The 25,809-nt window shown below is 70.8% G+C and carries 30 protein-coding genes; 24 read left to right on the top strand and 6 right to left on the bottom strand.

All coding sequences use genetic code 11. From position 1 onward, the window contains the following. On the top strand, nt 1–186 hold a 186-nt coding region (locus KME79_RS24540), incomplete at its 5' end, for a TetR/AcrR family transcriptional regulator C-terminal ligand-binding domain-containing protein (RefSeq protein ID WP_219546527.1). Nucleotides 187–189: 3 nt separating this feature from the next. On the opposite strand, the gene KME79_RS24545 is transcribed toward KME79_RS24540, so the two are convergent. Further along, nucleotides 190–693, bottom strand: a complete 504-nt coding sequence (locus KME79_RS24545; RefSeq protein WP_219546528.1) for a hypothetical protein — start codon at nt 691–693, stop codon at nt 190–192. A gap of 128 nt (nt 694–821) precedes the next feature. On the opposite strand from KME79_RS24545, the gene KME79_RS24550 reads away from it, so the two are divergent. Further along, complete coding sequence (locus KME79_RS24550; RefSeq protein WP_148033883.1) at nt 822–1,400, top strand: YqgE/AlgH family protein; 579 nt, start codon at nt 822–824, stop codon at nt 1,398–1,400. On the opposite strand, the gene KME79_RS24555 is transcribed toward KME79_RS24550, so the two are convergent. Beyond that, a complete protein-coding gene (locus KME79_RS24555; protein ID WP_219546529.1) occupies nt 1,401–2,009 on the bottom strand; it encodes a TetR family transcriptional regulator in 609 nt (202 codons plus the stop codon). A gap of 133 nt (nt 2,010–2,142) precedes the next feature. Between KME79_RS24555 and KME79_RS24560 the strand changes: the two genes are divergently transcribed. From KME79_RS24560 to KME79_RS24595, 8 genes are all read left to right on the top strand, one after another. Further along, on the top strand, nt 2,143–3,747 hold the full coding sequence (locus KME79_RS24560) for a DHA2 family efflux MFS transporter permease subunit (RefSeq protein WP_219546530.1): 1,605 nt from the start codon (nt 2,143–2,145) through the stop codon (nt 3,745–3,747). An 86-nt stretch (nt 3,748–3,833) separates the two neighbouring features. Next, nucleotides 3,834–4,094 carry a DUF3039 domain-containing protein gene (locus KME79_RS24565; protein ID WP_148033880.1) on the top strand — a complete coding sequence of 87 codons (261 nt, stop codon included), beginning with the start codon at nt 3,834–3,836 and terminating at the stop codon, nt 4,092–4,094. A gap of 47 nt (nt 4,095–4,141) precedes the next feature. Next, the gene (locus tag KME79_RS24570) at nt 4,142–5,536 is read left to right on the top strand and encodes an MFS transporter (RefSeq protein ID WP_219546531.1); all 1,395 of its coding nucleotides are present in this window, start codon (nt 4,142–4,144) and stop codon (nt 5,534–5,536) included. A gap of 71 nt (nt 5,537–5,607) precedes the next feature. Further along, complete coding sequence (locus KME79_RS24575) at nt 5,608–6,243, top strand: hypothetical protein (protein WP_219546532.1); 636 nt, start codon at nt 5,608–5,610, stop codon at nt 6,241–6,243. A 123-nt stretch (nt 6,244–6,366) separates the two neighbouring features. Then, nucleotides 6,367–8,112 (top strand): DEAD/DEAH box helicase, encoded by a 1,746-nt coding sequence (locus KME79_RS24580; protein ID WP_271280154.1) that lies wholly within the window; start codon nt 6,367–6,369, stop codon nt 8,110–8,112. A gap of 148 nt (nt 8,113–8,260) precedes the next feature. After that, on the top strand, nt 8,261–8,638 hold the full coding sequence (locus KME79_RS24585; protein WP_148033876.1) for an STAS domain-containing protein: 378 nt from the start codon (nt 8,261–8,263) through the stop codon (nt 8,636–8,638). 80 nt (nt 8,639–8,718) lie between these two features. Further along, complete coding sequence (locus KME79_RS24590; protein WP_261808803.1) at nt 8,719–9,294, top strand: RNA polymerase sigma factor; 576 nt, start codon at nt 8,719–8,721, stop codon at nt 9,292–9,294. After that, nucleotides 9,287–10,105, top strand: coding sequence for a hypothetical protein (locus KME79_RS24595; RefSeq protein WP_219546533.1), 819 nt, complete (start codon nt 9,287–9,289; stop codon nt 10,103–10,105). Before KME79_RS24590 ends, KME79_RS24595 begins: the two co-directional genes overlap by 8 nt. Nucleotides 10,106–10,139: 34 nt before the next feature. Here the strand turns inward: KME79_RS24595 and KME79_RS24600 are convergent, their stop codons facing one another. Further along, the gene (locus KME79_RS24600; RefSeq protein ID WP_443684550.1) at nt 10,140–11,387 is read right to left on the bottom strand and encodes an IS701 family transposase; all 1,248 of its coding nucleotides are present in this window, start codon (nt 11,385–11,387) and stop codon (nt 10,140–10,142) included. A gap of 198 nt (nt 11,388–11,585) precedes the next feature. On the opposite strand from KME79_RS24600, the gene KME79_RS24605 reads away from it, so the two are divergent. The 3 genes from KME79_RS24605 to KME79_RS24615 all read left to right on the top strand — a co-directional run bounded on the left by KME79_RS24605 (nt 11,586) and on the right by KME79_RS24615 (nt 12,745). Next, the gene (locus KME79_RS24605; protein ID WP_219546534.1) at nt 11,586–11,753 is read left to right on the top strand and encodes a nucleotidyltransferase domain-containing protein; all 168 of its coding nucleotides are present in this window, start codon (nt 11,586–11,588) and stop codon (nt 11,751–11,753) included. Nucleotides 11,754–12,086: 333 nt separating this feature from the next. Then, nucleotides 12,087–12,323, top strand: a complete 237-nt coding sequence (locus KME79_RS24610) for a ribbon-helix-helix domain-containing protein (RefSeq protein WP_219546535.1) — start codon at nt 12,087–12,089, stop codon at nt 12,321–12,323. After that, entirely contained in the window at nt 12,323–12,745 is a 423-nt protein-coding gene (locus KME79_RS24615; RefSeq protein WP_219546536.1) for a PIN domain-containing protein, read from the top strand. Before KME79_RS24610 ends, KME79_RS24615 begins: the two co-directional genes overlap by 1 nt. On the opposite strand, the gene KME79_RS24620 is transcribed toward KME79_RS24615, so the two are convergent. Next, nucleotides 12,742–13,311: a nicotinamidase gene (locus KME79_RS24620; protein WP_219546537.1), complete on the bottom strand. Its 570-nt coding sequence runs from the start codon at nt 13,309–13,311 to the stop codon at nt 12,742–12,744. The genes KME79_RS24615 and KME79_RS24620 overlap by 4 nt on opposite strands. A 15-nt stretch (nt 13,312–13,326) precedes the next feature. Further along, nucleotides 13,327–14,610, bottom strand: coding sequence for a nicotinate phosphoribosyltransferase (locus KME79_RS24625; RefSeq protein WP_246640380.1), 1,284 nt, complete (start codon nt 14,608–14,610; stop codon nt 13,327–13,329). A 46-nt stretch (nt 14,611–14,656) separates the two neighbouring features. Here KME79_RS24625 and clpS point away from each other — a divergent pair, with 46 nt between their 5' ends. The 5 genes from clpS to KME79_RS24650 all read left to right on the top strand — a co-directional run bounded on the left by clpS (nt 14,657) and on the right by KME79_RS24650 (nt 17,278). Further along, nucleotides 14,657–14,950, top strand: coding sequence for an ATP-dependent Clp protease adapter ClpS (clpS, locus tag KME79_RS24630; protein WP_148034889.1), 294 nt, complete (start codon nt 14,657–14,659; stop codon nt 14,948–14,950). 10 nt (nt 14,951–14,960) lie between these two features. Further along, on the top strand, nt 14,961–15,485 hold the full coding sequence (locus KME79_RS24635) for a DUF2017 domain-containing protein (protein WP_219546539.1): 525 nt from the start codon (nt 14,961–14,963) through the stop codon (nt 15,483–15,485). A 10-nt stretch (nt 15,486–15,495) separates the two neighbouring features. After that, a complete protein-coding gene (locus tag KME79_RS24640) occupies nt 15,496–15,897 on the top strand; it encodes a M67 family metallopeptidase (protein ID WP_148033869.1) in 402 nt (133 codons plus the stop codon). A 159-nt stretch (nt 15,898–16,056) separates the two neighbouring features. Then, on the top strand, nt 16,057–16,329 hold the full coding sequence (locus KME79_RS24645; protein WP_148033868.1) for a MoaD/ThiS family protein: 273 nt from the start codon (nt 16,057–16,059) through the stop codon (nt 16,327–16,329). A gap of 1 nt (nt 16,330) precedes the next feature. Beyond that, nucleotides 16,331–17,278 carry a PLP-dependent cysteine synthase family protein gene (locus KME79_RS24650; protein ID WP_148033867.1) on the top strand — a complete coding sequence of 316 codons (948 nt, stop codon included), beginning with the start codon at nt 16,331–16,333 and terminating at the stop codon, nt 17,276–17,278. Nucleotides 17,279–17,329: 51 nt separating this feature from the next. Here the strand turns inward: KME79_RS24650 and KME79_RS24655 are convergent, their stop codons facing one another. After that, on the bottom strand, nt 17,330–19,168 hold the full coding sequence (locus KME79_RS24655) for a DUF3352 domain-containing protein (protein WP_246640369.1): 1,839 nt from the start codon (nt 19,166–19,168) through the stop codon (nt 17,330–17,332). A 265-nt stretch (nt 19,169–19,433) separates the two neighbouring features. On the opposite strand from KME79_RS24655, the gene KME79_RS24660 reads away from it, so the two are divergent. From KME79_RS24660 to KME79_RS24685, 6 genes are all read left to right on the top strand, one after another. Beyond that, complete coding sequence (locus KME79_RS24660; protein WP_219546541.1) at nt 19,434–20,225, top strand: thioesterase family protein; 792 nt, start codon at nt 19,434–19,436, stop codon at nt 20,223–20,225. 61 nt (nt 20,226–20,286) lie between these two features. Beyond that, entirely contained in the window at nt 20,287–21,153 is an 867-nt protein-coding gene (gene murI, locus KME79_RS24665) for a glutamate racemase (RefSeq protein WP_219546542.1), read from the top strand. Beyond that, on the top strand, nt 21,107–21,859 hold the full coding sequence (locus tag KME79_RS24670) for an MBL fold metallo-hydrolase (RefSeq protein ID WP_219546543.1): 753 nt from the start codon (nt 21,107–21,109) through the stop codon (nt 21,857–21,859). Before murI ends, KME79_RS24670 begins: the two co-directional genes overlap by 47 nt. Before the next feature lie 31 nt (nt 21,860–21,890). After that, nucleotides 21,891–22,610 (top strand): ribonuclease PH, encoded by a 720-nt coding sequence (gene rph / locus KME79_RS24675; protein WP_148033863.1) that lies wholly within the window; start codon nt 21,891–21,893, stop codon nt 22,608–22,610. Next, entirely contained in the window at nt 22,607–23,197 is a 591-nt protein-coding gene (rdgB, locus tag KME79_RS24680) for an RdgB/HAM1 family non-canonical purine NTP pyrophosphatase (protein ID WP_148033862.1), read from the top strand. Before rph ends, rdgB begins: the two co-directional genes overlap by 4 nt. A 47-nt stretch (nt 23,198–23,244) precedes the next feature. After that, nucleotides 23,245–24,822, top strand: a complete 1,578-nt coding sequence (locus KME79_RS24685; RefSeq protein WP_219546544.1) for a molybdopterin-dependent oxidoreductase — start codon at nt 23,245–23,247, stop codon at nt 24,820–24,822. Nucleotides 24,823–25,809 lie beyond the last annotated feature (987 nt).

The raw sequence follows: 25,809 nt of genomic DNA on the forward strand, positions 1-25,809 counted from the left end.
GACGCCGCGGTCGACCGCGGCGAACTGCCGCCGGGCACCGACGGGGCGGAGCTGATCCGCGCCGTCTCGGCGCCCCTCTACTACCGGCTGATGGTCGTCAGGCACCCCCTGGACGAGACGACGGCCGCCCGGTCGGTCGCCCGCGCCCTCATCGCCGCCAGGGCGGGCGCGTTCGTGCCCACCTGAGGCTCAGCGCTCGAAGGGTGAGCCGGAGCGCGGCCAGAGGGACCCGTACCACCACACGACGCCACCGGTGAGGATCAACCCGCCCGCCGTCGCCAGCTTGGCCACCAGGTCGAGCGGCGGGCCGGTCATCGGCAGCCGGTGACCCCACGGACAGTCGTTGCGCACCCGGGTGGAGTCGATCAGCGTGTCGGCCGCCGACCCGCTCACCGAGTACGCCTCGATCTCCGCGCTGCTGCCCTGGCGTACCTTCACCGTACGGGTGATCGCCTTTCTGGCCGGGATGGAGCCCGACGCCACGGTCGCCGAGTCGGCGCGCAGGTCGAAGCGGGCGAGCTGGCGGGTCTGGTTGCGCAGCGTGACCCGTACCGTGTTCGCGCGGCAGCCGATCCGGTCCACCGACATCGTGAACGGGTCACCGGGGTCGGGGCCCGGCCAGGCGCAGGCCGTCGCCGGCAGGAGGAAGACCACGAAGGCGGGCAGGGCGGCGAGGGCGAGGCGGGCGCGCATGCGATGGCTCCTCCAGGCACGGGCGAACGTGACACATTTTCGTCCCGCATCGTGCCCATATCGCTACGTTGAGTAACATGCGGCGGCTGTAGGCGCGAAGAGCCCCCTTCCTCCTTCATGATGGATGTATGGCGGAAGCGATCTACGTCGGCGGGTTGTTGGTGGCGACGCCGCTTCTCGACGATCCCAACTTCCGGCGTAGCGTCGTGCTCATCCTCGAACACGACCACGACGGCGGCACGCTCGGCGTGGTTCTCAACCGGCCGAGTGAGATCTCGGTGACCCAGGTGCTGCCCGTGTGGGACCCCCTGGTGACCGGGCCGCCGGTGCTCTTCGAGGGCGGGCCGGTGCAGACCGACAGCGCGCTCGCGCTGGCCGCCGTGCCGAGCGGGGAGGAGCCGCTGGGCTGGCGCAGGCTCCACGCCGGCACCGCGGCGGTGTCGCGGCTCGGCACGGTCGACCTGGACGCGCCGCCCGAGATCCTCCAGGGCGAGATCGCGCAGATGCGCATCTTCGCCGGCTACGCGGGCTGGACCACGGGCCAGCTGGAGAGCGAGATCGCGGAGGGCGCGTGGTACGTCGTCGACTCGGAGGCCGGCGACACCTTCCACGCCGACCCAGGCTCGCTCTGGCGACACGTGCTGCGGCGGCAGAAAGGTGAGCTGGCGTTCGTGGCGACCTGCCCGGACGATCCCACGATGAACTGACTAGGTGTCCCAGCCGGGGCGCAGCGATCGCTCCACGAGCTGGAGCGTCTCCTCCATGCGCCGGACGATCTTCTGGAGGTCGGGCGGGTCCGCCGGGCAGGTGAATCCGATCCGCATGGCGGCCATCACGAACGTCACGACGAGATGGGGGAGCGGGCTCTCGTACGGGTCGACGCCCTGGCGGGCGGCGATGGCCTCGACCAGGCGCCGTTCGGACTCGACGGCCCGGGCGAAGGTGCTGTGGGCCAGGTGGGGGGTGGTGTCGAGAAGGCGCCTCACCTTGAGGAATCGCGCGACGTCGTCCGGCGTTGCGTACTCCATGGTGCGCAGCTGCGCGCGCAGGGCGTGGGTCATGGAGACGAACGGCGGCTCGTCCGCGGGGCGGTCGGCCAGGACCTCCAGCATCGTCTCCTCGACCTGGTCGTGGAGCCACAGGATCAGGTGTTCCTTGCTGGTGAAGTAACGGAAGAAGGTGCGTGGAGAGACCTCGACGGCCTCCGCTATCTGGTCGATCGGCGTCGAGTCGTACCCTTGTTCGAGGAAAAGATCGAGTGCGGCATCCAGAAGGGCGACCCGCGTCTTTTCCTTCTTGCGCTCTCGTAGTCCCATGTCTGTCACTCCCTCGACATCGTGATGTCACATACTGCCATATGTCAGCTTCTGGCGAATAAAACCCGTTTGTCATGTGGCAGCGTCTGCCACTATGGTTCCTGAGGTTTAAGAGACAATTGAGGGGGATTCAATGGCAGATGCGAAGACGGTGGCCGCGCCGTCGTCGCCGCCGGGCAAGACCGGGGCTCGCGGCAATCCTTGGCTGGTGCTCCTGGCGGTGAGCCTGGGCGTCATCATGGTGATGCTCGACGGCACCGTGGTCGGCATCGCGAACCCGGTGATCCAGGCAGACCTGGGCGCGACGCTGGCCGAGCTGCAGTGGGTGACCAGCGGCTACCTGCTGGCCCTGGCCGTGTTCCTGATCACCGCGGGGAAGCTGGGCGACCTTTTCGGGCACAAGCGCGTCTTCCTCATCGGCGTGGGCGGCTTCGCCCTCGTGTCGGTGGGCATCGGCTTCAGCGCCGAGCTGGCCGACGTCGTGCCCGGCGTGTCGCCGGCCGGCATGCTGATCGGCCTGCGCGTGCTGCAGGGCCTGTTCGGCGCGCTGCTGCAGCCCGCCGCGCTGGCGCTGCTGCGCGAGGCGTTCCCCGGCGACAGGCTGAAGCAGGCGATGGGCGCGTGGGGTGCGATCATCGGCCTGTCCAGCGCCGCCGGCCCGATCGTGGGCGGCGTGCTGGTGGAGAACGTGAGCTGGGAGTCGGTCTTCTTCATCAACGCCCCGGTGGGCGTCATCGCCCTCATCATGGGCGCGCTGCTCATCGAGAAGAGCCCGATCAAGGTGCTGAACAAGATCGACTGGGGCGGCGTGGTGCTGCTGTCCGGCGCCATGTTCGCGCTCGTCTGGTCGATCATCAAGGCGCCCGAGTGGGGCTGGGGCGACTCGACCACGCTGACCTTCCTCGGCATGTTCGCGGTGCTCACCGCCGCCTTCGTCTTCTGGCAGAGCCGGGCCAAGCAGCCGCTGGTGCCGCTGTCGCTGTTCGCCAACGCGTCGATCTCCATCGGCACCGTGCTGATGATGATGGTCGCCTTCGCGATGTTCGGCGCCATGTTCTTCCTGGGCTTCTTCTTCCAGGGCACCCACGGGCTGACCCCCCTGGAGGCCGGCATCCGGATGCTGCCCATGAGCGCGGGCATGATCGTCGCCTCGCCGCTGGCGGGCATCCTGCTCGGCAAGCTCGGGCCGCGGCTCACCATGGCGGCCGGTCTGGTGGTGACCTCGGGGGCCATGTTCCTGATGTCCCAGCTGACGATGGACGCCACGTTCCTGGAGACCTCGATCCCGTTCGTGGTGCTGGCGTTCGGCATGTCGCCGGTCTTCGTCGGCGCCACCGAGATCATCGTGGGCAACGCCCCCGAAGGGCTCACCGGCGTGGCGGGCGGCCTTCAGCAGTCGGCCATGCAGGTCGGCGGCGCGCTCGGCACCGCCATCCTGGGCGCGGTCATGGCGGGGCAGATCTCCGCCAAGCTGCCCGGCTACCTCGGCCCGGCCGCCCAGTCGATCCCGCCCGACCAGCTCGCGCAGCTGGAGGCGGCGGCCTCGTTCGGCGGGCTCCCGCCGGGCACTCCCGAGCAGATCGCCCAGATCGTGGGCCCGGCCGCGAAGAGCGCCTTCATGGACGGCATGCACCTCGCCTTCCTGGTGAGCACCGGGATCGCGCTGCTGACGGCCGTGCTGGCCCTGTTCGTCAAGGCCGGACGTAAGACGGAGGACGTCCCCGTCCACGTCGGCTGAACCCCTTGGACACGGCCCCCGCCCGCACCGGGCGGGGGCCGTACCACTTTCCTGGATCGGCGCGCGGCGGGCATAGACTCGGTGGGGTGAGCACGAAGATCCTTCCAGAGCAGGAAACGCGTCCGAAGACGTCACACGGCGACGGTGACCACGAACGCTTCGCCCACTACGCCGACAAGCACAAGATCACCGAGTCCATGGTGACGGGCACGCCGATCCGGGCCCTGTGCGGCAAGGTGTGGGTGCCCAGCCGCGACCCGAAGAAATACCCCGTCTGCCCGGAGTGCAAGGAGATCTACGAAGGTCTGCCGTCCGGCGGCGGCGAGGGCGACGGCAAGGACAAGTAACCCGGCCACCGGGTCTGCCCTGGGTCACGCCTGAATACGATGTCCGGGTGACAGCACCGAAAGCACTCGACACCCCATACGATGCCCCGCGCATCTTCGGCCCCGCATACCGCACGGCGACCCTGGGCATCCTCCTCGTCGTCACGCTGGTCGCCTTCGAGGGCATGTCGGTCAGTGTCATCATGCCGGAGGTCTCCAAGGACCTGCGGGCCCTGGAGCTCTACGGCGTCAGCTTCTCCGCCTTCTTCATCGCCAGCCTCTTCGCCAACGTGGTGGCGGGGCTGTGGGCCGACCGGCGCGGCTACGCGCTGCCGTTCCTGGCCGGTCTGGTGCTGTTCGTGCTCGGCATGGCGCTGGCCGGGGCCGCGACGGGCAAGGAGATGTTCCTGCTGGCGCGGGCCGTGCAGGGGCTCGGCGCCGGGCCGACGGTCGTGGCGCTGTATGTCATGATCGCCCGGGTCTATCCGCAGGACGTGCGGCCCCGGGTCTTCGCGGCGCTGTCGGCCGCGTGGGTGCTGCCGTCGATGATCGGCCCGTCCGTGGCGGGGTTCGTCGCCGAGCACCTCGGCTGGCGCTGGGTGTTCTACGGCATCATCCCGCTGGTCGTGCCCGCCCTGCTCATGCTCCTGCCCTCGCTCAGGCGGCCGTCCGACGACCACGAGCCCGCCACCGGCCCGCGCTCGCGCCCGGTGGCCATGACGGTGGCCGCCACCGCCACCGCCGTGGGCAGCGGTGTGCTGCTGTACGGGGTCGAGGAGCTGTACGACGCGCCGCTGGTCAGCATCGTGTGGTGCGTGCTCGGGCTGGCGGCGCTCGGCTACGGGCTGGCCAGGCTGCTGCCGCCGGGGGCGCTCCGGTTCGGCCGCGGGCTGCCGACGACCGTCATGATGCGCGGGCTGTTCGCCGCAGCGTTCTTCGGGGTCAACGGCTTCATCCCGCTCGCCCTGACCGACGTCAAGGGGTTCACCACCGCCCAGGCGGGCATCGCGCTGACCACCGGGGCGCTCGGCTGGTCGGCCGGCTCCTACCTGCAGAGCAGGCGCGTGATCGACCCGTACCGCAGGATCAGGATGGGCGCGGCCTGCGTGACCGCCGGCATCCTGCTGGTCGTGCCCTCGGTCGTGGCCGGGGTCACCGGCTGGGTCGCGGTCCCGGCCTGGATCGTCGCCGGGTTCGGGATGGGGATGGCGATGGCCACCATCAACGTGACCGCGCTCAAGCAGTCGCCGGTCAACGAGCAGGGCGCCAACAGCGCCGCGCTGTCCGTGACCGACATGCTCGGCGCGGCGCTCGCGCTCGGCGTCGGCGGCGCCCTGTCGAACGTGATCGGCTTCACGCCCAGCCAGATCGCGGTGGGATTCGCGGTGATCTGCGGCCTGATGGCGCTGATCGGGCTGGCCGCCACCTTCCTTTCGGCCCGGGTCACCGACCCGGCAGCCTGAATCCGTCCCTCCAGCCACACCGGCAACGGATCGCCGGACCGGAGCCGCCCCGGGATGGTAGGACAGCGGTCGTGGAGCGTGACGACCGCGTCCGTACGCGCTGGGACTCCCTGCCGCCGTCCGCGCGCATGTACGGCACCCCCGCCGACCCCGGCCCCCGGGTGCCGCGGCGCGCGCTGGGGCGCCTGGCCCGGCCCGTGCTGGCGGTCGTGGCCGCGGCCGGGCTGGTGGCGGCGCTCGCCCTCGCCGTGCTCCGGCTGATGCCCTCGGGCGGGGAGGCCACGCCGCTGACCGACACGCTGGCCGGGGTGCGGCTGGCGCTGCCGCCCGGCTGGGAGGAAGAGAAGGTGGCGCCCGTCACCGGGTTCACCTCGTCGGCCAGGAACGACGACGGCGGCCTGGTCATGACCAGGCCGCTGCGGGGAGAGATCGCCGACCCGCGGGCGGGCGTCAAGGACGCCGCCGAGCACTACGCGCGCCTCCTGCTGAAGGGGGACAGGGTCAAGGTGGTCGACGACCGGCCGGTCGCCGGCGGCCACACCAGGGCGCTGCTGGCCCGGTACGACGACGTGGTGAACCGTCCCGCGTACCTGCGTGTGACGCTTGTCACGAACGGCGGGAAGGCGGCGCTCGTCCTCGGGCTGCTCCAGCCCGAGGAGACGGCCGCCAGGCAGGCGCTGGACGGGGTGATGGCCAGTGCCCGATAACGCCCATAGCACGCGCGGGAGAGCTTGGCCAGGATCGAGGAGCACGGCACGTCTTGTCGGTGGGCCGGTCTACTCTTGGGACACTGTGAGAAAGCGAAGCACACGAACCCCAGAGGTGATGCGGTGAGCACCTTCGCCGCATCCCACCTGTCGCCTTCCTATCCCGACCGCGCCGCGTGGGGCACCGCGCCCAAGTTGCGCGCCTGGCAGCAGGAGGCGTTCGACCTCTACTTCGGGCGAGAGCCGCGAGACTTCCTCACCGTGGCCACGCCGGGCGCCGGCAAGACCACCTACGCCCTGCGCATCGCCAGCGAGCTGCTCACCCGCGGGGTGATCCGCGCGATCACCATCGTCACCCCGACCGAGCACCTCAAGCGCCAGTGGGCCGACGCCGCCGGCAAGGTCGGCATCAGCATCGACCCCGAGTTCAAGAACAGCCAGGGCACCACCAGCCGCGACTACACCGGGGTCGCGGTGACCTACGCCCAGGTCGCCATGCACCCCGCGCTCCACCGCGCCCGCACCGAAGCCCGCAAGACGTTGGTCATCTTCGACGAGATCCACCACGCGGGCGACGCCAAGTCCTGGGGCGACGGCGTGCAGGAGGCGTTCGAGCCGGCCGCCCGGCGGCTGCAGCTCACCGGCACCCCGTTCCGCTCCGACGACAGCCCGATCCCGTTCGTCACCTACGAGGAAGACGCCGAGGGCCTCAAGCGCAGCCGCGCCGACTACTCCTACGGCTACGGCCCCGCGCTCGCCGACAACGTCGTGCGGCCGGTCATCTTCCTGGCCTACTCCGGCGAGATGAGGTGGCGCACCCGCGCCGGCGACGAGCTCGCCGCCACGCTCGGCACCCCGCTCACCAAGGACCAGCTCTCCCAGGCCTGGCGCGCCGCCCTCGACCCGAAGGGCGACTGGATCCGGCAGGTCATGCAGGCCGCCGACCGCCGCCTGACCGAGGTGCGCCGCCACGTGCCCGACGCGGGCGGCCTGGTGATCGCCACCGACCACGAGACGGCCCGCGCCTACGCCCGCCACCTGCGCAACATCGCCGGCGAGGCGGCCACCGTCGTGCTCTCCGACGACCCCGGCGCGTCCAAGAAGATCAAGAACTTCGCCGCCTCGGGCGACCGCTGGCTGGTCGCGGTCCGCATGGTCTCCGAAGGCGTCGACATCCCGCGGCTGTGCGTGGGCGTCTACGCCACCTCCACCTCCACCCCGTTGTTCTTCGCCCAGGCCGTGGGGCGCTTCGTGCGCGCCCGCAAGCGCGGCGAGACCGCCTCGGTGTTCCTGCCCTCGGTGCCGACCCTCATGGGCCTGGCCAACGAGATGGAGGCCGAGCGCGACCACGTGCTCAACCGCCGCCCGCCCGAGGACGGCCTCGACGACAGCCTGCTCGACGACGCCAACCGCAAGAAGGACACCCCCGACGTCCTCGGCGACGAGCTGCCGTTCGAGACCATGGAGACCTCGGCCACCTTCGACCGGGTGCTCTTCGACGGCGGCGAGTTCGGCACCGGCGCCGAGGTCGGCTCCGCCGAGGAAGAAGACTTCCTCGGCCTGCCCGGCCTGCTGGAGCCCGACCAGGTGGCCACGCTGCTGCGCAAGCGCCAGTCCGATCAGCAGGCGGCCAAGCGCAAGCAGCCCGAGCCCAAGGACACCCTGGCCCCGCACGAGCGCATCGCCGAGCTGCGGCGCGAGCTCAACGGCCTGGTCGGCGCGTGGAACCACCGCACCGGCCAGCCCCACGGCGTGATCCACGCCGAGCTGCGCCGCTCCGCCGGCGGGCCGCCGATCGCGCAGGCGACCGCCGAGCAGATCCAGGAACGCATCGACCTCATCCGGCGCTGGGCGACCCAGCGCCGGTAGGCGGCTTTCGGATCAGCGGCCCCGGAGATCGTGACGCTCCGTAACCCTATGCGTTTGGCAACAGAGCAGTAGCCTTCCGTTAGAAAGCAGGCCGGACAGGCAACACTTTCCGATGGGCTGCCTAACGGAGATCCAGAGGGACGTGCTCATGTCGCCTGAGGCCATGGGAAGGTCGATGCTCGCCGTCTCGTCCGGGCTCTTCTCCAATGCGATCGTCATCCGGCTGAGCGGCGAGATCGACGTGTACGGGCTCCCGGCGCTCCGCGATCACCTCACCCGGGTGTGGGACCTGCCCCCCACGCCGTTCCTGATCCTCGACATGCAAGAGGTCGGTTTCTGCGATTCGATGGGCATGAACGAGCTCCTGGACATCATGCACCGGTGCGAGGCGCGTGACACCGGGCTGCTGCTGGGCGGCGTGCAGGGCGTGATGGCCCGGGTGCTGTCCATCACCGGGCTGCGCAACGCCTTCGAGGTCTTCGGCACCCTCGACGAGGCGTTGCGCCACGCCGGCATGCGGGCCTGAGAACCCGTTTCCCGCCATCGGGTGAAAGGGAGTACGACACCCGATGGAAAGGGGGCGATTTGATTACGGACACAGAACGCGTGTCCACGGACGCCGAGGTGATCGAACAGTCCTGGCGGGACCCGGCCGCCTTCTCGACGCTGTTCGACCGTCACGCGCCCGCCCTGCACCGCTACGTCACCCGGCGGCTGGGCGACTCGCTCGCCGACGACGTCGTGGCCGACACGTTCCTGGCCGCCTTCCGGCGGCGCGACCGGTACGACGTGCGCCACACCGACGCCCGCCCCTGGCTGTACGGGATGGCCGCCAACCTGATCGGCAAGCACCGCCGCAGCGAGGTCAGGTCCTACCAGGCGCTGGCCAGGACCGGCGTGGACGACGTGGTGGAGAGCTACGCCGACCGGGTGGACGCGCGGGTGTCGGCGTCGGCGGCACAGCGCGACCTGGCCCGCGCGCTGGCCGAGCTGTCCCCCGACGAGCGTGACGTGCTGCTGATGATCGCGTGGGCCGACCTGGGCTACGAGGAGGTGGCCCAGGCGCTCGGCATCCCGGTGGGGACCGTCAGGTCCCGGCTGCACCGGGCCAGGAAGAAGACCCGCGCCGCTCTGGGCGGGATGAATCCGACGGACGTCGACGAGGAGAACGATCATGGATGACCTGCGGTTGCTCCAAGAGATGCGCGCGGACGCGCCGGAGCCCGGGGAGGCGCGGCTCGCTGAGATGCGTGCCGCGCTCAGCGAGGAGATCACACTCAGCGGCCTGACAGCGGGCACGCCACCCCGCGAGGCTGTCGCGGCGGGCGCGCTCGCCACCCAGGGCGCCGTCCGGGGGACCGCGGCGCGACGGGTGCCGCGCTTCGTCAAGCTGGGCGTCGCGCTGTCGGGGGTCGCGGCGGCCGCTCTCGCGGCGCTGCTGGTCAACGGCGGCGCGGCCCCGGCGTTCGCCGTCACCTCTCAGGCCGACGGCTCGATCAAGGTGACCATCAACGAGTTCAGCGACCCCGGCAGCCTTGAGGAAGCGCTGGCGGACAAGGGCGTCAACGCCGCGGTCGACTACCTGCCCGAGGGGAAGACCTGCCAGGGCACGCGGGGCGAGCCCGCCAAGGCGAGCGGGCGGGTGGAGACCGGCCTCCGCTCGAACGGCGGCGGCGTGGACTTCACCATCACCAAGGGCGCGGTCGGCAGCGGTGAGACGCTGGTCCTGGCCATCTCCGGCGGCGGGTCCGGCAAGGCGCCCTCCGGCATGAATGTCGCGGTGATCAAGGGCGAGGTGAAGGAGTGCACGCCGGTCTCGGTGCCCGCTCCCGCCGATTCCGGCGAGGGTGAGAAGGGTTCCGAGGTCAACGAGCAGGGCGGCCCGGAGAAGGGGACCCACACCGTCACCGAGGGTGACGACCAGGGCCCCCGGCACGACACGGGCGGCAGCTCCGACGACGGCTCCAAGATCCTCCACAGCAGCGGCGACTAGCGACGTGCCCTAATACTCCAGTGACATTTTGTGATCATGGTTCGGATCTGCGCTGGTAGTGGCAGAGCCGGGCCGTGGCCTGGTGGCGTCGGCGCCAGCGTGACCAGCGCAGAACGTTAACGATGGAGCGGTTCTGGACCAGCACGAGGGTCGCGAGCAGCCGGCGGATCTCGGGCAGGGTCAGCGGAATCTGGTCGTGATCGCTGGGTGGCTGAGCGGCGGCGATGGCCGCCAGCAGGGCCAGAGCGAGCATGGCCAGGGTGATGTGCCGGTGCCAGGCCGTCCAGTCGCGTACTTGGTAATGGTCCAGACCGACCTGACCCTTAGCGGCTTGGAATGACTCCTCGACCGCCCACCGAACCCCGGCGATCTTCGCCAGGACCATCAGCGGCTGCCGGACAGGCGCGTAGCAGCGGTAGAACGCCAGCTCGCCGGTGGTCAGGTTGCGGCGGATCAGCAGCCACCGATACCCGTAGGGCTCGCTCTGGTCGATGCGGGCCCAGGCCCAGGCGTACCAGCGCGGCCCCTTGGCGCCCTGCCCGGCGCGGTAGCGGTGCCAGTGCCGGTCGGCCACCCGTGCGGCGACCTCGGCCGCGCTCACCTGCACGCCCTCGAAGTCGACCCGCCGGTTGCCCGCGATCGCCAGCACGTACCCCATCCGGTGCTCCTCCAGGGCGGCGCGCAGGTGCGGGTCCTGGCCGTAGACCTCATCGCCGGTCACCCAGCGGGCGGGCACGCCGGCCCGCAGGGCGGCCAGCACCATGGCGGTGGCCAGGGCCGGCTTGGTGGCGAAGGCCGTCTCGCCGGGGACGCCGGCCGCCTGACAGCGGTCGGCATCGGCCAGCCAGGTGCGTTCGGGCAGGTAGAGCCGCCGGTCCAGCAGCGCCCGCCCCGCTGGGGTGGCGTAGGCGAGGAACACCCCGATCTGGCAGTTCTCGATCCGGCCCGCCGTGCCGCTGTATTGCCGCTGTACCCCGGCCGAGCCGCGGCCCTTCTTGACGAACCCCGTCTCATCCACGACCAGCACGCCGTCTGGGCCGAGCCGGTCGACAACGAAGCCCCGGACGTCATCGCGAATGGCGTCGGCGTCCCAGCGGGCGGAGCGCAGCAGCCGCTGCAACGTCTGAGGACCGGCCAATCCGGCGTGCTCGGCCAGGTTCCAGCAGTTCTTGCGGTCGATATCGGCCAGCAGCCCGCGCACGTACGCACCGGCGGCGCGACGGGGTTCAACGCGGCTGAACCGGCCGGCGATCCGGGCCATCAACTCGTTGAAGATGACCATCCAGCCGTCAGGGTCTACGCTGTGGTCCGCGGCCACCGCACGATCTTTGGTTGTCTTCACAAACTCCGAATGATCACGCGGTGGCCGTCGCCATGTGACCCCAACGCCTCAAGATCGCGAAGTGTCACTGGAGTACTAACCCGGCGGCCCCGCCAAGGGGCCGCCGGGAACCCGGGCTCCTAGGGGCGGCCCCTTCGCATGACACGTGGCCTCGCCGAGGTGGCCGCCCTGCTGGCGACCGCGCCGCTGCCATGGTGGATCGGCGGCGGACACGCGATCGAGCCGGCGGTCGGCCACGCGTACCGCACGCACGGCGACGTGGACCTCGGCCTGCTGCGCCGCGACCACGTCCCCGACGCCCCCTGACCGCCCTCACCGTCACTGACGGTCCGCTGCGCCGGCTCGCTCCGGAGGTCCGGCTCCTCCATAAGGCGCGGGCGCCGCGCCCCAAGGACGAGATGGACTTCGACCGCATGCTGCCCCTGCTCACCCCGCCCCAGCGAGACTGCGGAGACCGAGCACGGCGCCCATCCGTGGCGGGGCCGTCTGATGATGTGAACCGGTGGTAGAGATCTTTCCTCTCGGGGGGAGAAAGGTCCTCGGGTTCTTGGTGCTCATAACCGGAGCGTGAGGAAATCTGTACTTTTCGTGATCGGCGGTGCCGCAGGGACGCCGCGTTACCGTAGAGGAGTGCCAGAGGTGAGTCTGTACCTGCCGGAGGACATGAAGCAGCGGGTCGCGGAAGCGGCCAGGGCGCATCACATGTCCGAGGACGCCTACATGCGCGAGGCGATCGCGCGGATGCTCGGCGCCGAGGTCCTGACCGAGCGGCCCCGTCCCACGCTGCCGCTCTTCGAGATCAGCGGCGAGCCGCTGACGGCCGAACGCATCGACGAGATCCTCGCGGAGGGCTTCGGAGAGAACGGGCGCGGCTGATGCCAGTTCTCGACACCAGCGGCCTGCTCGCCGCGATCGACCCCGGGCAGCCGCAGCACAAGGAAGCGCGCGACGTGCTCTTCATGGAGCGAGGGCCGATACTCCTGTCTCCGTACGTGCTCGCTGAGACCGACTACATGATTCTCAAGCTCGTGGGAGTGCGCCGCGAGCTCGACTTTCTGCGGAGCGTGAGCAGCGGGTTCTACGAGATGGTCGTCATATCCGCACTGGACGTACGACAGGCGGTGGACATCGTGGAGCAGTACGCGAACATGCAGGTCGGGCTGACCGACGCCTCTGTGGCCCTCATCGCGGCCCGCTATGAGACGACCCGGGTGCTGACGCTGGATCAGCGGCACTTCCGGGCCATGAAGCCGCTCTGGGGCGACGCGTTCACCGTGTTGCCCGCCGACCTCAACTAGCGGACGATCGGGGCGCCGTGGAGGGTGGCGCCGGCGGCGTCGAGCTGGGCCACGGCGGCGTCCGTCGTCTGCTTGGCCACGCCGGCCGTGAGGTCGAGCAGCACGCGGACCGTGAGGCCGTGCTTGACGGCGTCGATGGCGGTGGCGCGGACGCAGTGGTCGGTGGCGATGCCCACCACGTCGACGTCGCGCACGCCGTGCTCGCGCAGCCACTCCGCCAGCGGGACGCCGTCGCCGGAGGTGCCCTCGAAGCCGCTGTAGGCCGCCTCGTGGGCGCCCTTGCTGAAGACCTCCTCCACGGCCGACACGTCGAACGCCGGGTGGAAGTCGGCGCCGGGGGTGCCCGCCACGCAGTGGGCCGGCCAGGAGGTGGCGAAGTCGGGCTCGTCGGCGAAGTGGGAGCCGGGGTCGACATGGTAGTCGCGGGTGGCCACCACGTGGTCGTAGCGGTGGTCGGCCACGTGTCGCGAGATCGCGGCCGCGACCTCGGAGCCGCCCGCCACGGCGAGGCTGCCTCCCTCGCAGAAGTCGTTCTGCACATCGACGATGATCAGCGCCGTACCCATACGGCCCACGATACGTCAGGCGAACTCCGTGGGGATCGCCGCGTACCCCCGGGCGAGGTGGAGCGCGTCCTGCGGCAGGCGGGCGATCGCCTCGGCGTGCCGCGCCCGTGCCTCGGCGAGGGGTTCGCGGCCGACGATTTCGCCCTCGCGTACGAACTCGGTCAGCAGCGGCACGCCGCCCTCCGGCACCAGCCCGGACGTGGTGACCAGCTCCGTCTCGTAGTGGTCCGACTTGTTCAGCAGACGATAGGCCTGCTTGCGCCCGCCCCGCGACGGCTTGCCGACCGACCGTTTGGCCACCGGCTCCAGCTTGCCGGTCCTGGTCTCGCGGGCCACCAGCTTGTAGACCAGCGCGGCCGTGGGCACGCCCGAGCCGGTCACCAGGGAGGTGCCGACGCCGTAGCCGTCGACCGGGGCCGCGGCCAGCGCGGCGATCGCGTACTCGTCCAGGTCGGAGGTGACCAGGATGCGGGTGTGGAAGGCGCCGAGCGAGTCGAGCTGCTCGCGTACCTCCTGGGCGGCGGCGGCCAGGTCGCCGGAGTCGATGCGGACGGCGCCCAGCTTCTCGCCGGCCAGCTCGACCGCGGTGCGCACGGCCTCACGCACGTCGTAGGTGTCGACGAGCAGCGTGGTGCCGGGGCCCAGCGTGGCGATCTGGGCCTCGAACGCCTGCTCCTCCGAGTCGTGCAGGAGCGTGAACGCGTGCGCGGCCGTGCCGGCCGTGGGGATCCCGTACAGCCGCCCGGCCTGCAGGTTGGAGGTGGAGGAGAACCCGGCGAGGTAGGCGGCGCGGGCGGCGGCCACCGCGGCCTGCTCGTGCGTGCGGCGCGCGCCCATCTCGATGATCGGCCGCTTGCCGGCCGCGTTCACCATCCGGGAGGCGGCCGAGGCGATCGCGCAGTCGTGGTTCAGCACCGAGAGGATCAGCGTCTCCAGCAGCACGGCCTCGGCGAACGTGCCCTCCACGACCATGATGGGGGAGGCGGGGAAGTACAGGTCGCCCTCGCGGTAGCCGTGGATGCTCCCCGAGAACCGGTATTCGGCCAGGAAGGCGAGGGTCGGCTCGTCGACGACGTTGTGCTCCTGGAGAAAAGTGAGTTCTTCGTCACCGAAACGGAAGCGTTCCAGCTCGTCGAGGACGCGTCCCGCCCCGGCGACCACTCCGTAGCGCCGCCCGCCGGGCAGGTGGCGGGCGAACACCTCGAAGACCGCTCGCCGGTGTGCCGCGCCGCTTCGCAACGCCGCCTGCAGCATCGTCAGCTCATAGTGATCTGTCAGCAACGCGGTGCTCATGGTCATCGTCACGAGTCGAAGACTACGGCCCACATAGGGCAGACTCATGGATGTGGGTAGCACCGCTCCAATCACCGTCGAGCGTCCTTCACAGGACGTCCGGCCCGATCTGCCGTGGGTGACGATCGTCTGGAACGACCCGGTCAACCTCATGTCCTATGTGACCTATGTCTTCCAAACGGTCTTCGGCTACACCCGGGAGAAGGCCGAGAAGCTGATGATGGACGTCCACCACAAGGGGAAGGCCGTCGTGTCCAGCGGCACGCGCGAAGAGATGGAACGCGATGTGCAGATTCTCCACTCCTACGGCCTGTGGGCGACGGTCCAACCGGATTCGGTCAAGTGAGGCGGTGCCGGTGAGCTCGGGGTTCTCTTCCGGACGCGACGGAGCGGTGATCGCGAAGTTCGAGGCCGCGGAGGTCTCGATCCTGTCCTCGCTCGTCGGGATGGTGCTCGGGCTGGTCGCGCCCGGCGAGACCAGCGACGACCCGCTGGAGCGGGCGCTCGGCATCGGCGACGGCGCGGCGCCGTCCGATCCGGTGCTGGCGCGGCTGTTCCCGTCGGCTTACGAGGACGAGAAGGAGTCGACGGAGTTCCGCCGCTACACCGAGGCGACGCTCCGCGACGGCAAGCGCGCCGACGCCCAGACCCTGCTCGACACCGCCGCGCCGGGCCGGGTGGAGCTCACTCCCGAGCAGGCCCAGGCCTGGCTGCGCTCGCTCAACGACGTCCGGCTCACGCTCGGCACCCGCCTGGAGGTGACCGAGGAGATCCACGACGAGCTCGAGTCGATGTCCGAGGACGACCCGCGCTACCCGGCGTTCGTCACCTACGACTGGCTCACCTACCTGCAAGACAGCCTGGTCCGAGCGCTCTGGTAACTTCCGCAGCATGCTGACCATCTCGAAGGAACTGGCCGACAAGATCGTCGCCCATGCCCGGGCCGACCACCCCGACGAGGCATGCGGCGTGATCGCGGGGCGTGACGGCGTCCCGGAGCGGTTCATCCCGATGGAGAACGCCGAGCGCTCGCCCACCTTCTACCGGTTCGACTCGATGGAGCAGTTCCGCGTCTGGCGTGAGATGGACGACCGCGACGAGGAGCCGGTGGTGATCTACCACTCCCACACGGCCACCGAGGCATACCCGTCGCGGACCGACGTCTCATACGCGTCGGAGCCGAACGCCCACTACGTCCTGGTCTCGACCAGGCACGAGACGGACGTCGAGTTCCGCTCGTACCGGATCCTGGACGGTGAGATCACCGAGGAAGAGGTAAGGTTCATCCCATGATGGGCTGGCCTGTGCAGAGTTTCCTCTTCGCACACACTCCGGCTGTCCTCCTGTACGACTGTCGCTGGCTCTGATCAGGTAACTGAGCAGGAATCCCCAGACACCCGTCGGTGTTGCATGCCGATGGGGACGACGACCAGATCGAGGAGATTGACAGCGATGGCCATCGAGGTCCGCATTCCGACCATCCTGCGTAACTACACCGACGGCGCCAAGGCCGTCAGCGCCGAAGGCGCGACCCTGGACGAGCTGATCGCCAGCCTGGAGTCCCGCCACCCCGGCATCAAGGACCGCCTCGTCGACGACAACGGCCTGCGCCGCTTCGTCAACGTCTACCTGAACGACGAGGACGTGCGCTTCCTCGGCGGGCTCGGCACCCCCGTCTCCGACGGCGACACGGTGACCGTCCTCCCGGCCGTCGCCGGCGGGTGACATGCGGTTCGAATCGCTGACCGACTCGGTCGGCCGGACGCCCATGGTGGGGCTGCCGAGGCTGTCCCCGTCCGCCGACGTGCGCGTCTGGGCCAAACTTGAGGACCGCAACCCCACCGGCTCCATCAAGGACCGCCCGGCGCTGTGGATGGTCGAGCAGGCGGAGAAGGACGGCCTGCTCACCCCCGGCTGCACGATCCTGGAGCCGACCAGCGGCAACACCGGCATCTCGCTGGCCATGGCGGCCAAGCTCAAGGGCTACCGCCTGGTGTGCGTCATGCCGGAGAACACCTCGGATGAGCGCCGCCAGCTGCTGCGCATGTGGGGTGCGGAGATCATCTCCTCGCCGGCCGCGGGCGGCTCCAACGAGGCGGTGCGGGTGGCCAAGGGCCTGGCCGAGTCCCATCCCGACTGGGTCATGCTCTACCAGTACGGCAACCCGGCCAACTGGCGCTCCCACTACGAGACGACCGGGCCGGAGATCCTCGAGGACCTGCCCACCGTGACCCACTTCGTCGCGGGCCTGGGCACCACCGGCACCCTCATGGGCGTCGGCCGCTTCCTGCGCGAGCGCGTGCCCGAGGTGCAGATCGTGGCCGCCGAGCCGCGCTACGGCGAGCTCGTGTACGGGCTGCGCAACGTCGACGAGGGCTTCATCCCCGAGCTGTACGACGAGTCGGTGCTGACCACCCGGTTCTCCGTGGGGTCGGCCGACGCCCTGCGCCGCACCCGCGAGCTGCTGTCTTCCGAGGGCATCTTCGCGGGCGTGTCCACGGGCGCGGCCCTCCACGCCGCCCTGGGCGTCGCGCGCAAGGCCGTCAAGGCGGGCCGGCGGGCCGACGTCGTGTTCGTGGTGGCCGACGGCGGCTGGAAGTATCTCTCGACGGGCGCGTACGAAGGCACCCTCGACGAGGCCGAGCAGCGGCTCGAAGGCCAGCTCTGGGCCTGAGACCGCGAAGGGGCGGCCGGCGCGCGCCGGCCGCCCCTTCGCGTCCCGTCATCAGTTGAACAGCACCCGCATGGAGAACGTCACTTCCGTGTCGGTCTGCTTGCCGCTGAGGCCGACGGCGCGCAGCACCTCCAGGTTGGCCTTCTCCTCGCCCCGCATGTTCGCCAGGTAGAGCTTCTCCACCTTGTCCAGGTCGACGAACAGGCCGTACGTGGCCTCGCCCGCGTCAGGGATGGCGGTCTGGAAGGTCTCGCTCTCGCCGAGCGTGCCCTCCCCGGCGAGCGTCTTGGCGTACTCGTCGGTGGTCGCCACGGTGAACACGCCGTCACCGGCGACCTTGGCGATCTGCACCTGCTGCCCCTGGGCGTTCAGGCTCTGCTGCACCCGGTCCAGGATGGCCTGGGCCTTGGCGGCGTCGGTGGTGATCCGCACGCCCGCCTTGAACTGCTGGGTGTCGAGGCCCTCGCTGTCGACGGCCACGGTGAAATTCTGGCCGAGCACGGTGGCCAGGTCGTCCGGCAGCTTGAGCCCGAACTGGGTCTGCGCCTGCTGCAGGAACGTCTGGAACTCCTGGGACGCCCCGGCCGACTTCTGGATCTCGGCCCACTGCTTGGTGACGATCTTGTCCAGGCCGGAGATCGTGAGCGCGCCCGCGGTCGAGCCCGGCAGCGCGGCCAGGTTCGCGGTCGGCACGTCCTCGCCGCCGGTCAGGTCCTTGGCGCCGCGCAGCACGCCGGCGAGCTCGACGTACCCGCCGTCGAACCGCAGCGCGCCCGCGAACCTGGCGGTCTTGACCTGCTCGACCACCTGCTGCTGCTCGGCGGTCAGCGTCTCGCCCGAGAGCTCGGCGACCTTGCCCATGTGCGCCCAGAACGACAGCACGCCCTGCTCCCCGATGGCGCTCAGGTCGTCGCCGAAGTCGGCGTTGTCGGCCAGCGTGGTCTCCGCGGCCGCGTACTTGTCGGCGTTCTCCTGCGTCTCGGCGACGATCGCGTAGTCCTCGCGGAAGGCCAGGCCGTGCTTGCTCTTCCCCATCATCTTGGCGATGCCGGCCTTGGCGGCCTCCTCGTCCTTCACCTGGATCGCCATCGCGACGCCGGGCTCCTCGCCGCCGCTGGGCAGCACGCCGACCCCGACCCGGCTCCCGAGCCACGGGTCGATGTCCTTGGCGAAGTCGACGTCCTTGAGGCTGTTGTCGCTCTCCTTCAGGGAGTCGAAGAAAGCCTTGCGCGGGTCGTCGCCCTGGAAGGTGTCCTTGGTGGTGGAGAACTTCTGCGCGATCTGGAACAGGGCCAGCTTCTGGTTGGCGGCCGGGTCGAGGTCCAGGCGGACGTAGGCGATGGCGTCGGCGGGCAGCACGTCGTGCGGCTGCGTGCCGCCGCCGCCGAGGAACGAGCCCACGGCCCAGGCGCCGCCGCCGAAGAGCACCACGGCGAGCGCCGCCGCGACGGCGATCACCCAGCCCTTGCGGCCCTTCTTGGGCGGCTCGCCGCCGTGGCCGGGGAAATCCTGGCCCGGGGCCTGCCAGCCGAGCTGCTCCTGCTGCCCGTAACCCTGCTGTCCAAAGCTCTGCTGCCCGTAGCCCTGCTGCTGCTGACCGTACTGCTGCTGGCCGTACTGGGACTGCTGGCCGTACTCAGGCTGCTGGCCGTATTGGGGCTGGCCGTACTGGGGTTGCCCGTACTGGGGCTGCCCGTACTGCTGCGGGTCATAGCCGGGCTGGCCGCCGTGCGGAGGCTGCTGCCCGTAGGACGCCTGCTGCCCGTAAGGGGACTGCTGACCTGGGTCGGCCTGCTGACCGTACTGCGGCTGACCGTACTGGGGCTGCTGGCCGTACGGGGCCTGCTGCTGGTACGGCTGCTGCGGGGGATACGGCTGGCCGTGAGACATAGGCGTCGTCGGCGGGTTCTCGGGCTGCTGCTCCTGATTCCACCGGAACGCTGTCGTCCGGTCAGGATCCTGCCCTGGCGGGGGATTATTCGCAGACATCACTCAACTCACAGTGTGGACATTTAAATCACACAGAAGGTAGCTGATGTTGCTAGACCCCCGCTTGCAATGCGCTGAAGTGTGCAGGCGGCCCGGTTTGGGGTGGGTTTCTGGATGTACAGTATGAACTCACTAGAATATAGTTCCGTACTTGAGGCAGGGGCGGATGACCAAGTTCGACGAGGCCACGCAGGCGATCCGGGTCGACGAGACCACCTACGACGTCTGCCTCGACCCCGGCTACCAGATCGGCGGCCCGCTCAACGGCGGCTACCTGATGGCGGTGGTCCTGCGGGCGGTGGTCGACGACTCGCCGTTCGCGCACCCGGTGAGCACCTCCGCGCAGTTCCTCAAGGCTCCCGTGCCAGGGCCTGCCACCGTACGCGTCGAGCGGATCAAGACCGGCAAGACCGCCGCGTTCACCCGCGCCACCCTCGTCCAGGACGGCGCCGCGCAGATCGAGACCCTCGTCACCACCGCCACCCTGACCAACGCCGATCCCGTCTACGCCGACGGGCCCGCGCACGCCATGCCGCCCCTGGAGGAGTGCGTCAAGCTGCCGGACCCCAAGCCCGAGTCGAACATGAACATGAACGCCCAGGTGGAGGTCGTGTTCGACCCGCCGAGCATCGGCTGGCTCTCCGGCGCGCCCGCCGGCCGGCCCGAGTCGCGCGCCTACTTCCGGATGGCCGAGCCGCAGGACCCCGACCCGTTCGTGCTGGCGGTGGCCGTGGACGCGCTGCCGCCCGTGGTGTTCTCCGCCGGCCTGCGCGGCTGGGCGCCGACCGTCGAGCTCACCTGGCACCTGCGCGCGCTGCCCGCCCCCGGCTGGCTCACCGTGCTGGCCGGCGGGCGGCTCGTCGCCGACGGCTGGTTCGACGAGGACGCGGAGGTGTGGGACTCGACGGGCCGCCTGGTGGCGCAGTCGCGCCAGCTGGCACGGGTGGGGCGAGGTTGACACGCGAGCTGTGAGCATTCTTACGCAGTGAAAAGAGCGCAGGTCGCCTACCCTCTGAAGCGTGCCGGACGCGAGTATTGGGATCTTCGACAGCGGGGTGGGCGGCCTCACGGTCGCCCGGGCGATCATCGACCAGCTGCCCCATGAGTCCATCACCTACGTGGCCGACACGGCCCGGCAGCCGTACGGGCCCAAACGCATCGCCGAGGTGCGCGCCTACGCCCTGGAGGTGATGGACCACCTCGTCGAGCACGACGTCAAGATGCTCGTGATCGCCTGTAACAGCGCCAGCGCCGCCGTGCTGCGCGACGCCCGCGAGCGCTACGACGTGCCCGTCGTCGAGGTGATCCAGCCCGCCACCCGGCGGGCGGTGCGCGCCACCCGCAACGGCAGGGTCGGTGTGATCGCCACCCGGGCCACGATCGAGTCGATGGCCTACCACGACGCCTTCACCGCCGCTCCCGACGTCCAGCTCACCGGCGTGGCCGCCCCACGCCTGGTGTCGTACGTCGAGCGCGGCGAGACGATGAGCGAGCAGCTCATCGAGGTCGTCCGCGGCTACCTGGAGCCCATCCAGGACGCCGGATGCGACACGCTCATCCTCGGCTGCACCCACTACCCGCTGCTCACCGGCGCGATCTCCTATGTCGCGGGCGACGGGGTCACGCTGGTGTCCAGCGCGGACGAGACGGCCAAGGACGTCTACCGCATCCTGCACGACCGCGGCCTGGCGGCCGGCGGCGAGGCCAGCCCCCGGCACCGCTTCCGCGCCACCGGCGACTCCACGCTCTTCGCCCGGCTCGGACGCCGCTTCCTGGGTCCGGAGATCGACGCGGTCGAAGTCGCTCCAGTGGGGGGTACCACCGTCAAGGGAGGCCCGCATGAAAGTGACCATCATCGGCTGCTCGGGAAGTTTTCCCGGCCCTGACAGCCCCGCGTCCTGCTACCTCGTCGAGGCGGAGGGCTTCCGGCTGCTGCTCGACTTCGGCAGCGGGTCCCTGGGAGTGCTCCAGCGCCACATCGGCCTGTACGACGTCGACGCGATCTGCCTGACCCACCTGCACGCCGATCACTGCCTCGACCTGTGCGGCTACCACGTGGCCCGCACCTACGGCCCCGACGCCCCGTACCCGCGGGTGCCCGTCCACGCGCCGGCCGACGCGCCGCGCCGGCTCGCCGCCGCCTACGGCATGCCGGACGAGCCCGGGCTGGAGACCGCCTTCGACTTCGCGGGGCTCGCGCCGGGCACGATCGAGGCCGGCCCGTTCACGGTGACCGCGGCCCTGGTCAACCACCCGGTGGAGGCGTACGGGTTCCGCGTCGAGCACGCCGGGCGCAGCGTCGTCTATTCCGGCGACACCGGCGAGTGCGCCGAGCTGGTCAAGCTGGCCACCGACGCCGACCTGCTGCTGTGCGAGGCGTCGATGCTCGACGGCCCCGACCTGCCCACGGGGCTCCACCTGTCCGGCCGCCAGGCGGCCGAGCACGCCGCCGAGGCCGGGGCCGGGCGGCTCGTGCTCACCCACCTCGTCCCCTGGAACGACCCGGCCGACGTGCTGGACGACGCCACCCGGGGCGGCTTCGCCGGGCCGATCGAGCTGGCCCGCAGCGGCGCCGTCTACGACCTGGCGTGAGGTCGTGCGGGGCGGGGATAGGCTGATCTGCATGTCGCGACAGGATGGCCGAAACCCCGACCAGCTCCGCCCCATCACCATCACCCGCAACTGGATCACCCACGCGGAGGGGTCCGTGCTGGTGGAGTTCGGCCAGACGAGGGTGCTGTGCGCCGCGTCCGTCCAGGACAGCGTGCCGCGCTGGCGGCGCGGCACCGGCCAGGGCTGGGTGACGGGCGAGTACGCGATGCTCCCGCGCGCCACCAACACCCGCAACGACCGCGAGTCCGTCCGCGGCAAGATCGGCGGACGGACCCACGAGATCTCCCGCCTGATCGGCCGCTCGCTGCGCGCCTGCGTCGACTACAAGGCCCTGGGCGAGAACTCGATCCTGCTCGACTGCGACGTCCTGCAGGCCGACGGCGGCACCAGGACCGCCGCCATCACCGGCGCCTACGTCGCGCTCGCCGACGCCGTCGCCTGGATGCGCGAGCGCAAGATGTGTCCCGGCGACCCGCTCATCGGCTCGGTGTCGGCGGTCTCCGTGGGCGTCGTCGGCTCGGTGCCGATGCTCGACCTCTGCTACGTCGAGGACGTCGCCGCCGAGACCGACATGAACGTCGTCATGACCGGCGAGGGCAGCTTCGTCGAGGTCCAGGGCACCGCCGAGGGCGCCCCGTTCGACCGCGGGGCCCTCGACCGGCTGCTCGACCTCGCCGTGACCGGCTGCGAGGAGCTCACGCTCATCCAGCAGGAGGCGCTGTCCGCATGAGGATCCTGCTCGCCACCCGCAACCCCGGCAAGATCGCCGAGCTGCGGCGCATCCTCGCCGGGTTCGACATCGTGGGGCTGGAGGAGTTCCCGGAGATCGGCGACGTGGCCGAGACCGGCGTCACCTTCGAGGACAACGCCCTGCTCAAGGCCCGCGAGGTGGCCAGGCAGTCGGGCCTGCCCTCGGTCGCCGACGACTCCGGGCTCTGCGTCGACGTGCTCAACGGCATGCCCGGCGTGTTCTCCGCCCGCTGGTCGGGCCGTCACGGCGACGACCAGGCCAACCTCGACCTGCTGCTCGCCCAGGTGTCCGACGTGCCCGACGACAAGCTCACCGCCCACTTCACCTGCGTGGCCGCGCTGTCGCTGCCCTCGGGTGAGTCCAGGGTGGCCGAGGGCGTCCTGCCCGGTCATCTCGTGCGCGCCCCGCGCGGCTCGGGCGGCTTCGGGTACGACCCGATCTTCGTGCCCGACGGCGACAGCCGCACCACGGCCGAGATGACGGCCGACGAGAAGGACGCGATCTCCCACCGGGGCCGCGCCTTCCGCGCGCTCGCGCCGATCGTGCACGAACTGCTGGCGCCGTAACCATTCCTTAAGACCTGCCGGGCGCCGCGCGGCGTAGCGTCGGAGTCGTGCGGAGTAATCAGGTCACGCCCGTCTGGGCGGGCGCGCTGGCAGGCATCGTGGCGGGCGCCGTGGCGCTCGGCGTCGCGCAGCTCGGCGCGGGGCTGGTACGGGCCTCGTCGTTCCCGGTCCTGGCCGTGGGCGACTGGGTGGTCGACCTGTCGCCGGCGCCGCTGAAGGAGTTCGCGATCCGGACCTTCGGCGAGAACGACAAGAACGTCCTCATCGGCGGCGTGCTCGTGGTGCTCACCCTGGTCGCGGCCGGCATCGGCGTCGTGGCCCGGCGCCGCCGCGCGTACGGGACGGCGGGGCTGGCGCTGTTCGGGGTGGTGGGGCTGGTGGCGGTGCTGACCAGGCCCGGCGCGACGGCCGCCGACGCGCTGCCGACGCTGGCGGGGGTGGCGGCGGGCGCCCTGGCCCTGTCCTGGATCCTCCGCCGCGCCACCCCTTCCGTCCGCGAGGTTTCCGCCGGGGACGTCGAGCGGCCCGGGGTCATGTGGGCTCCGGGCATGCCGTACGCGTTCGACCGGCGCAGGCTGCTGACCGGGGCCGCCGGGGGAGTGGTGGCCGCCGGGGCCGCCGCCGTCGTGGGCCGTTCGCTCAGTGGTGCTCGCGCCGTCGACGCGGCACGGGTCAACGTCGCGATCCCCGCGCCCGCCGTGCCGGCCCCGCCCCTTCCGGCCGGAGCCGATCTCAGGATCAGGGGCCTGTCGCCGTTCGTCACCCCGAACGCCGACTTCTACCGCGTGGACACCGCGCTCATCCTCCCCCAGGTGGACCCGCGGGCGTGGACCCTGCGCGTGCACGGCCTCGTCGACCGTCCGATCGAGATCACGTACGAGGAGCTGCTCAGGCGCCCGCTCATGGAGGCCGACATCACCCTCGCCTGCGTCTCCAACGAGGTCGGCGGCCCCCTCGTGGGCAACGCGCGCTGGCTCGGGGTGCGGATAGCCGACGTGCTGCGCGAGGCGGGGCTCCGCCCGGAGGCCGACATGCTGCTGTCGACCTCCTCCGACGGCTTCACCTGCGGCACACCGGTGGACGTCGTCATGGACGGCAGGGACGCTCTGTTCGCCGTCGCCATGAACGGCGAGCCGCTCCCGGTGGCCCACGGTTTCCCGGTGCGGCAGGTGGTGCCGGGTCTGTACGGGTACGTCTCGGCGACCAAGTGGGTGGTGGACGTCAAGGCGACCAGGTTCGACACCGACGAGGCGTACTGGACGCCGCGCGGCTGGTCGGCCAGGGCGCCCATCAAGACGGAGTCCCGGATCGACGTCCCGGCGGCGGGGGCCACGGTGCCGGCGGGCCGCACCACGATCGCGGGCGTCGCCTGGGCGCAGCACAAGGGCGTCGACGCGGTGGAGGTACGGGTCGACCGGGGCGCGTGGCGGGAGGCCCGGCTCGCCCAGGTGCCCGGCCCGGACACCTGGCGGCAGTGGGCGCTCGACTGGGACGCCACGCCGGGGGATCACACGCTCGAAGTACGGGCGACGGACGCGGCCGGATACACCCAGACCGAGCAGCGCGCCCCGGTGATGCCCGACGGCGCCACCGGCTGGCACACGATCGACGTCCACGTCACCTGACTCGTCCGTTGATAGGGGCGTTTGTGCTGGTAGGGCGCCCAGTCCTGGCCGAGAATCTTCCTGACTTTCGCCCCTGCGTCACGCTGTCCGCCCCTACGATCGGTCGTCGAGCAGTGACAGGAGGCAGGACGTGGCCCGCGACCGCAAGTCCGGCGTCCGGTGGGTCCTACCCGAGGGGCAGTACAACCCCGTGGTCGCAGACGGGGTGCGGTGGCTCGACTACGAGAACGCCACTGCCCCCGGACCGCCCGACTCCGAACCGACCGACCCATCCCCGACCGATCCCACGGGTGGCGGCGAACCCGTCCAGGGCAGCCGCGAAGGCCCCTGGAACTCCAGCCCGCCGCCCGCGGACGCGACGCCCCGGCCTGCCGCGAGCCCGCGCCCGGGAGAGCACGCCGAGAGCCCGTCCCGACCGAACTCCTGGCGCAATAACCGGAATCCTGATGCTTCGGTACGCCGGCGGGACCGTGACGACCGGAACTCTGACGCCCCGGTGTGGCGGCGGGACACCGACGGCGATGCTCCGCCCGTGACGTGGCGTGGCGAGGATGCTGATAGTTCGCCCACCAGCAGTCCTGGTCAGCGGGACAGCGATAGTGCTGGCGGTCCCTCTGCGGGGGATCCGACGTGGGGTGGTGGTGGTGCGGATTCTGATGGTTCGCCCATCGGAGGTGCTGGTCAGCGAGGTGGCGCGAGTGCCGCGCCGCATATTGAGGGCACGGCGGGGCGTGGGAATGACGGTCTCCCTGCTGGAAGGTCGTTTCGGTGGGGCGATGCGGGACGGGACGGTTCGCCCGTCAGAGGTTTCGGTCAGCGGGGATCGGCGACGGTGGCCGAGGGTTCCGGGTGGCCTGTGCCGCAGGAGAACCTCGCCGATTCGCCTGCTGACGGGAGGGCCGGTACCCAAGGTGACGGGGCGTCGGAGGGTGGCGGCTCGCCGTCGTTCGAGCGGCGTGAAGGTGACGAAGAGGGTGGCGACTCGCG

Origin of the sequence: Nonomuraea harbinensis (assembly GCF_019396385.1) — a bacterium.
GTDB classification, from domain to species: Bacteria; Actinomycetota; Actinomycetes; order Streptosporangiales; family Streptosporangiaceae; genus Nonomuraea; species Nonomuraea ferruginea.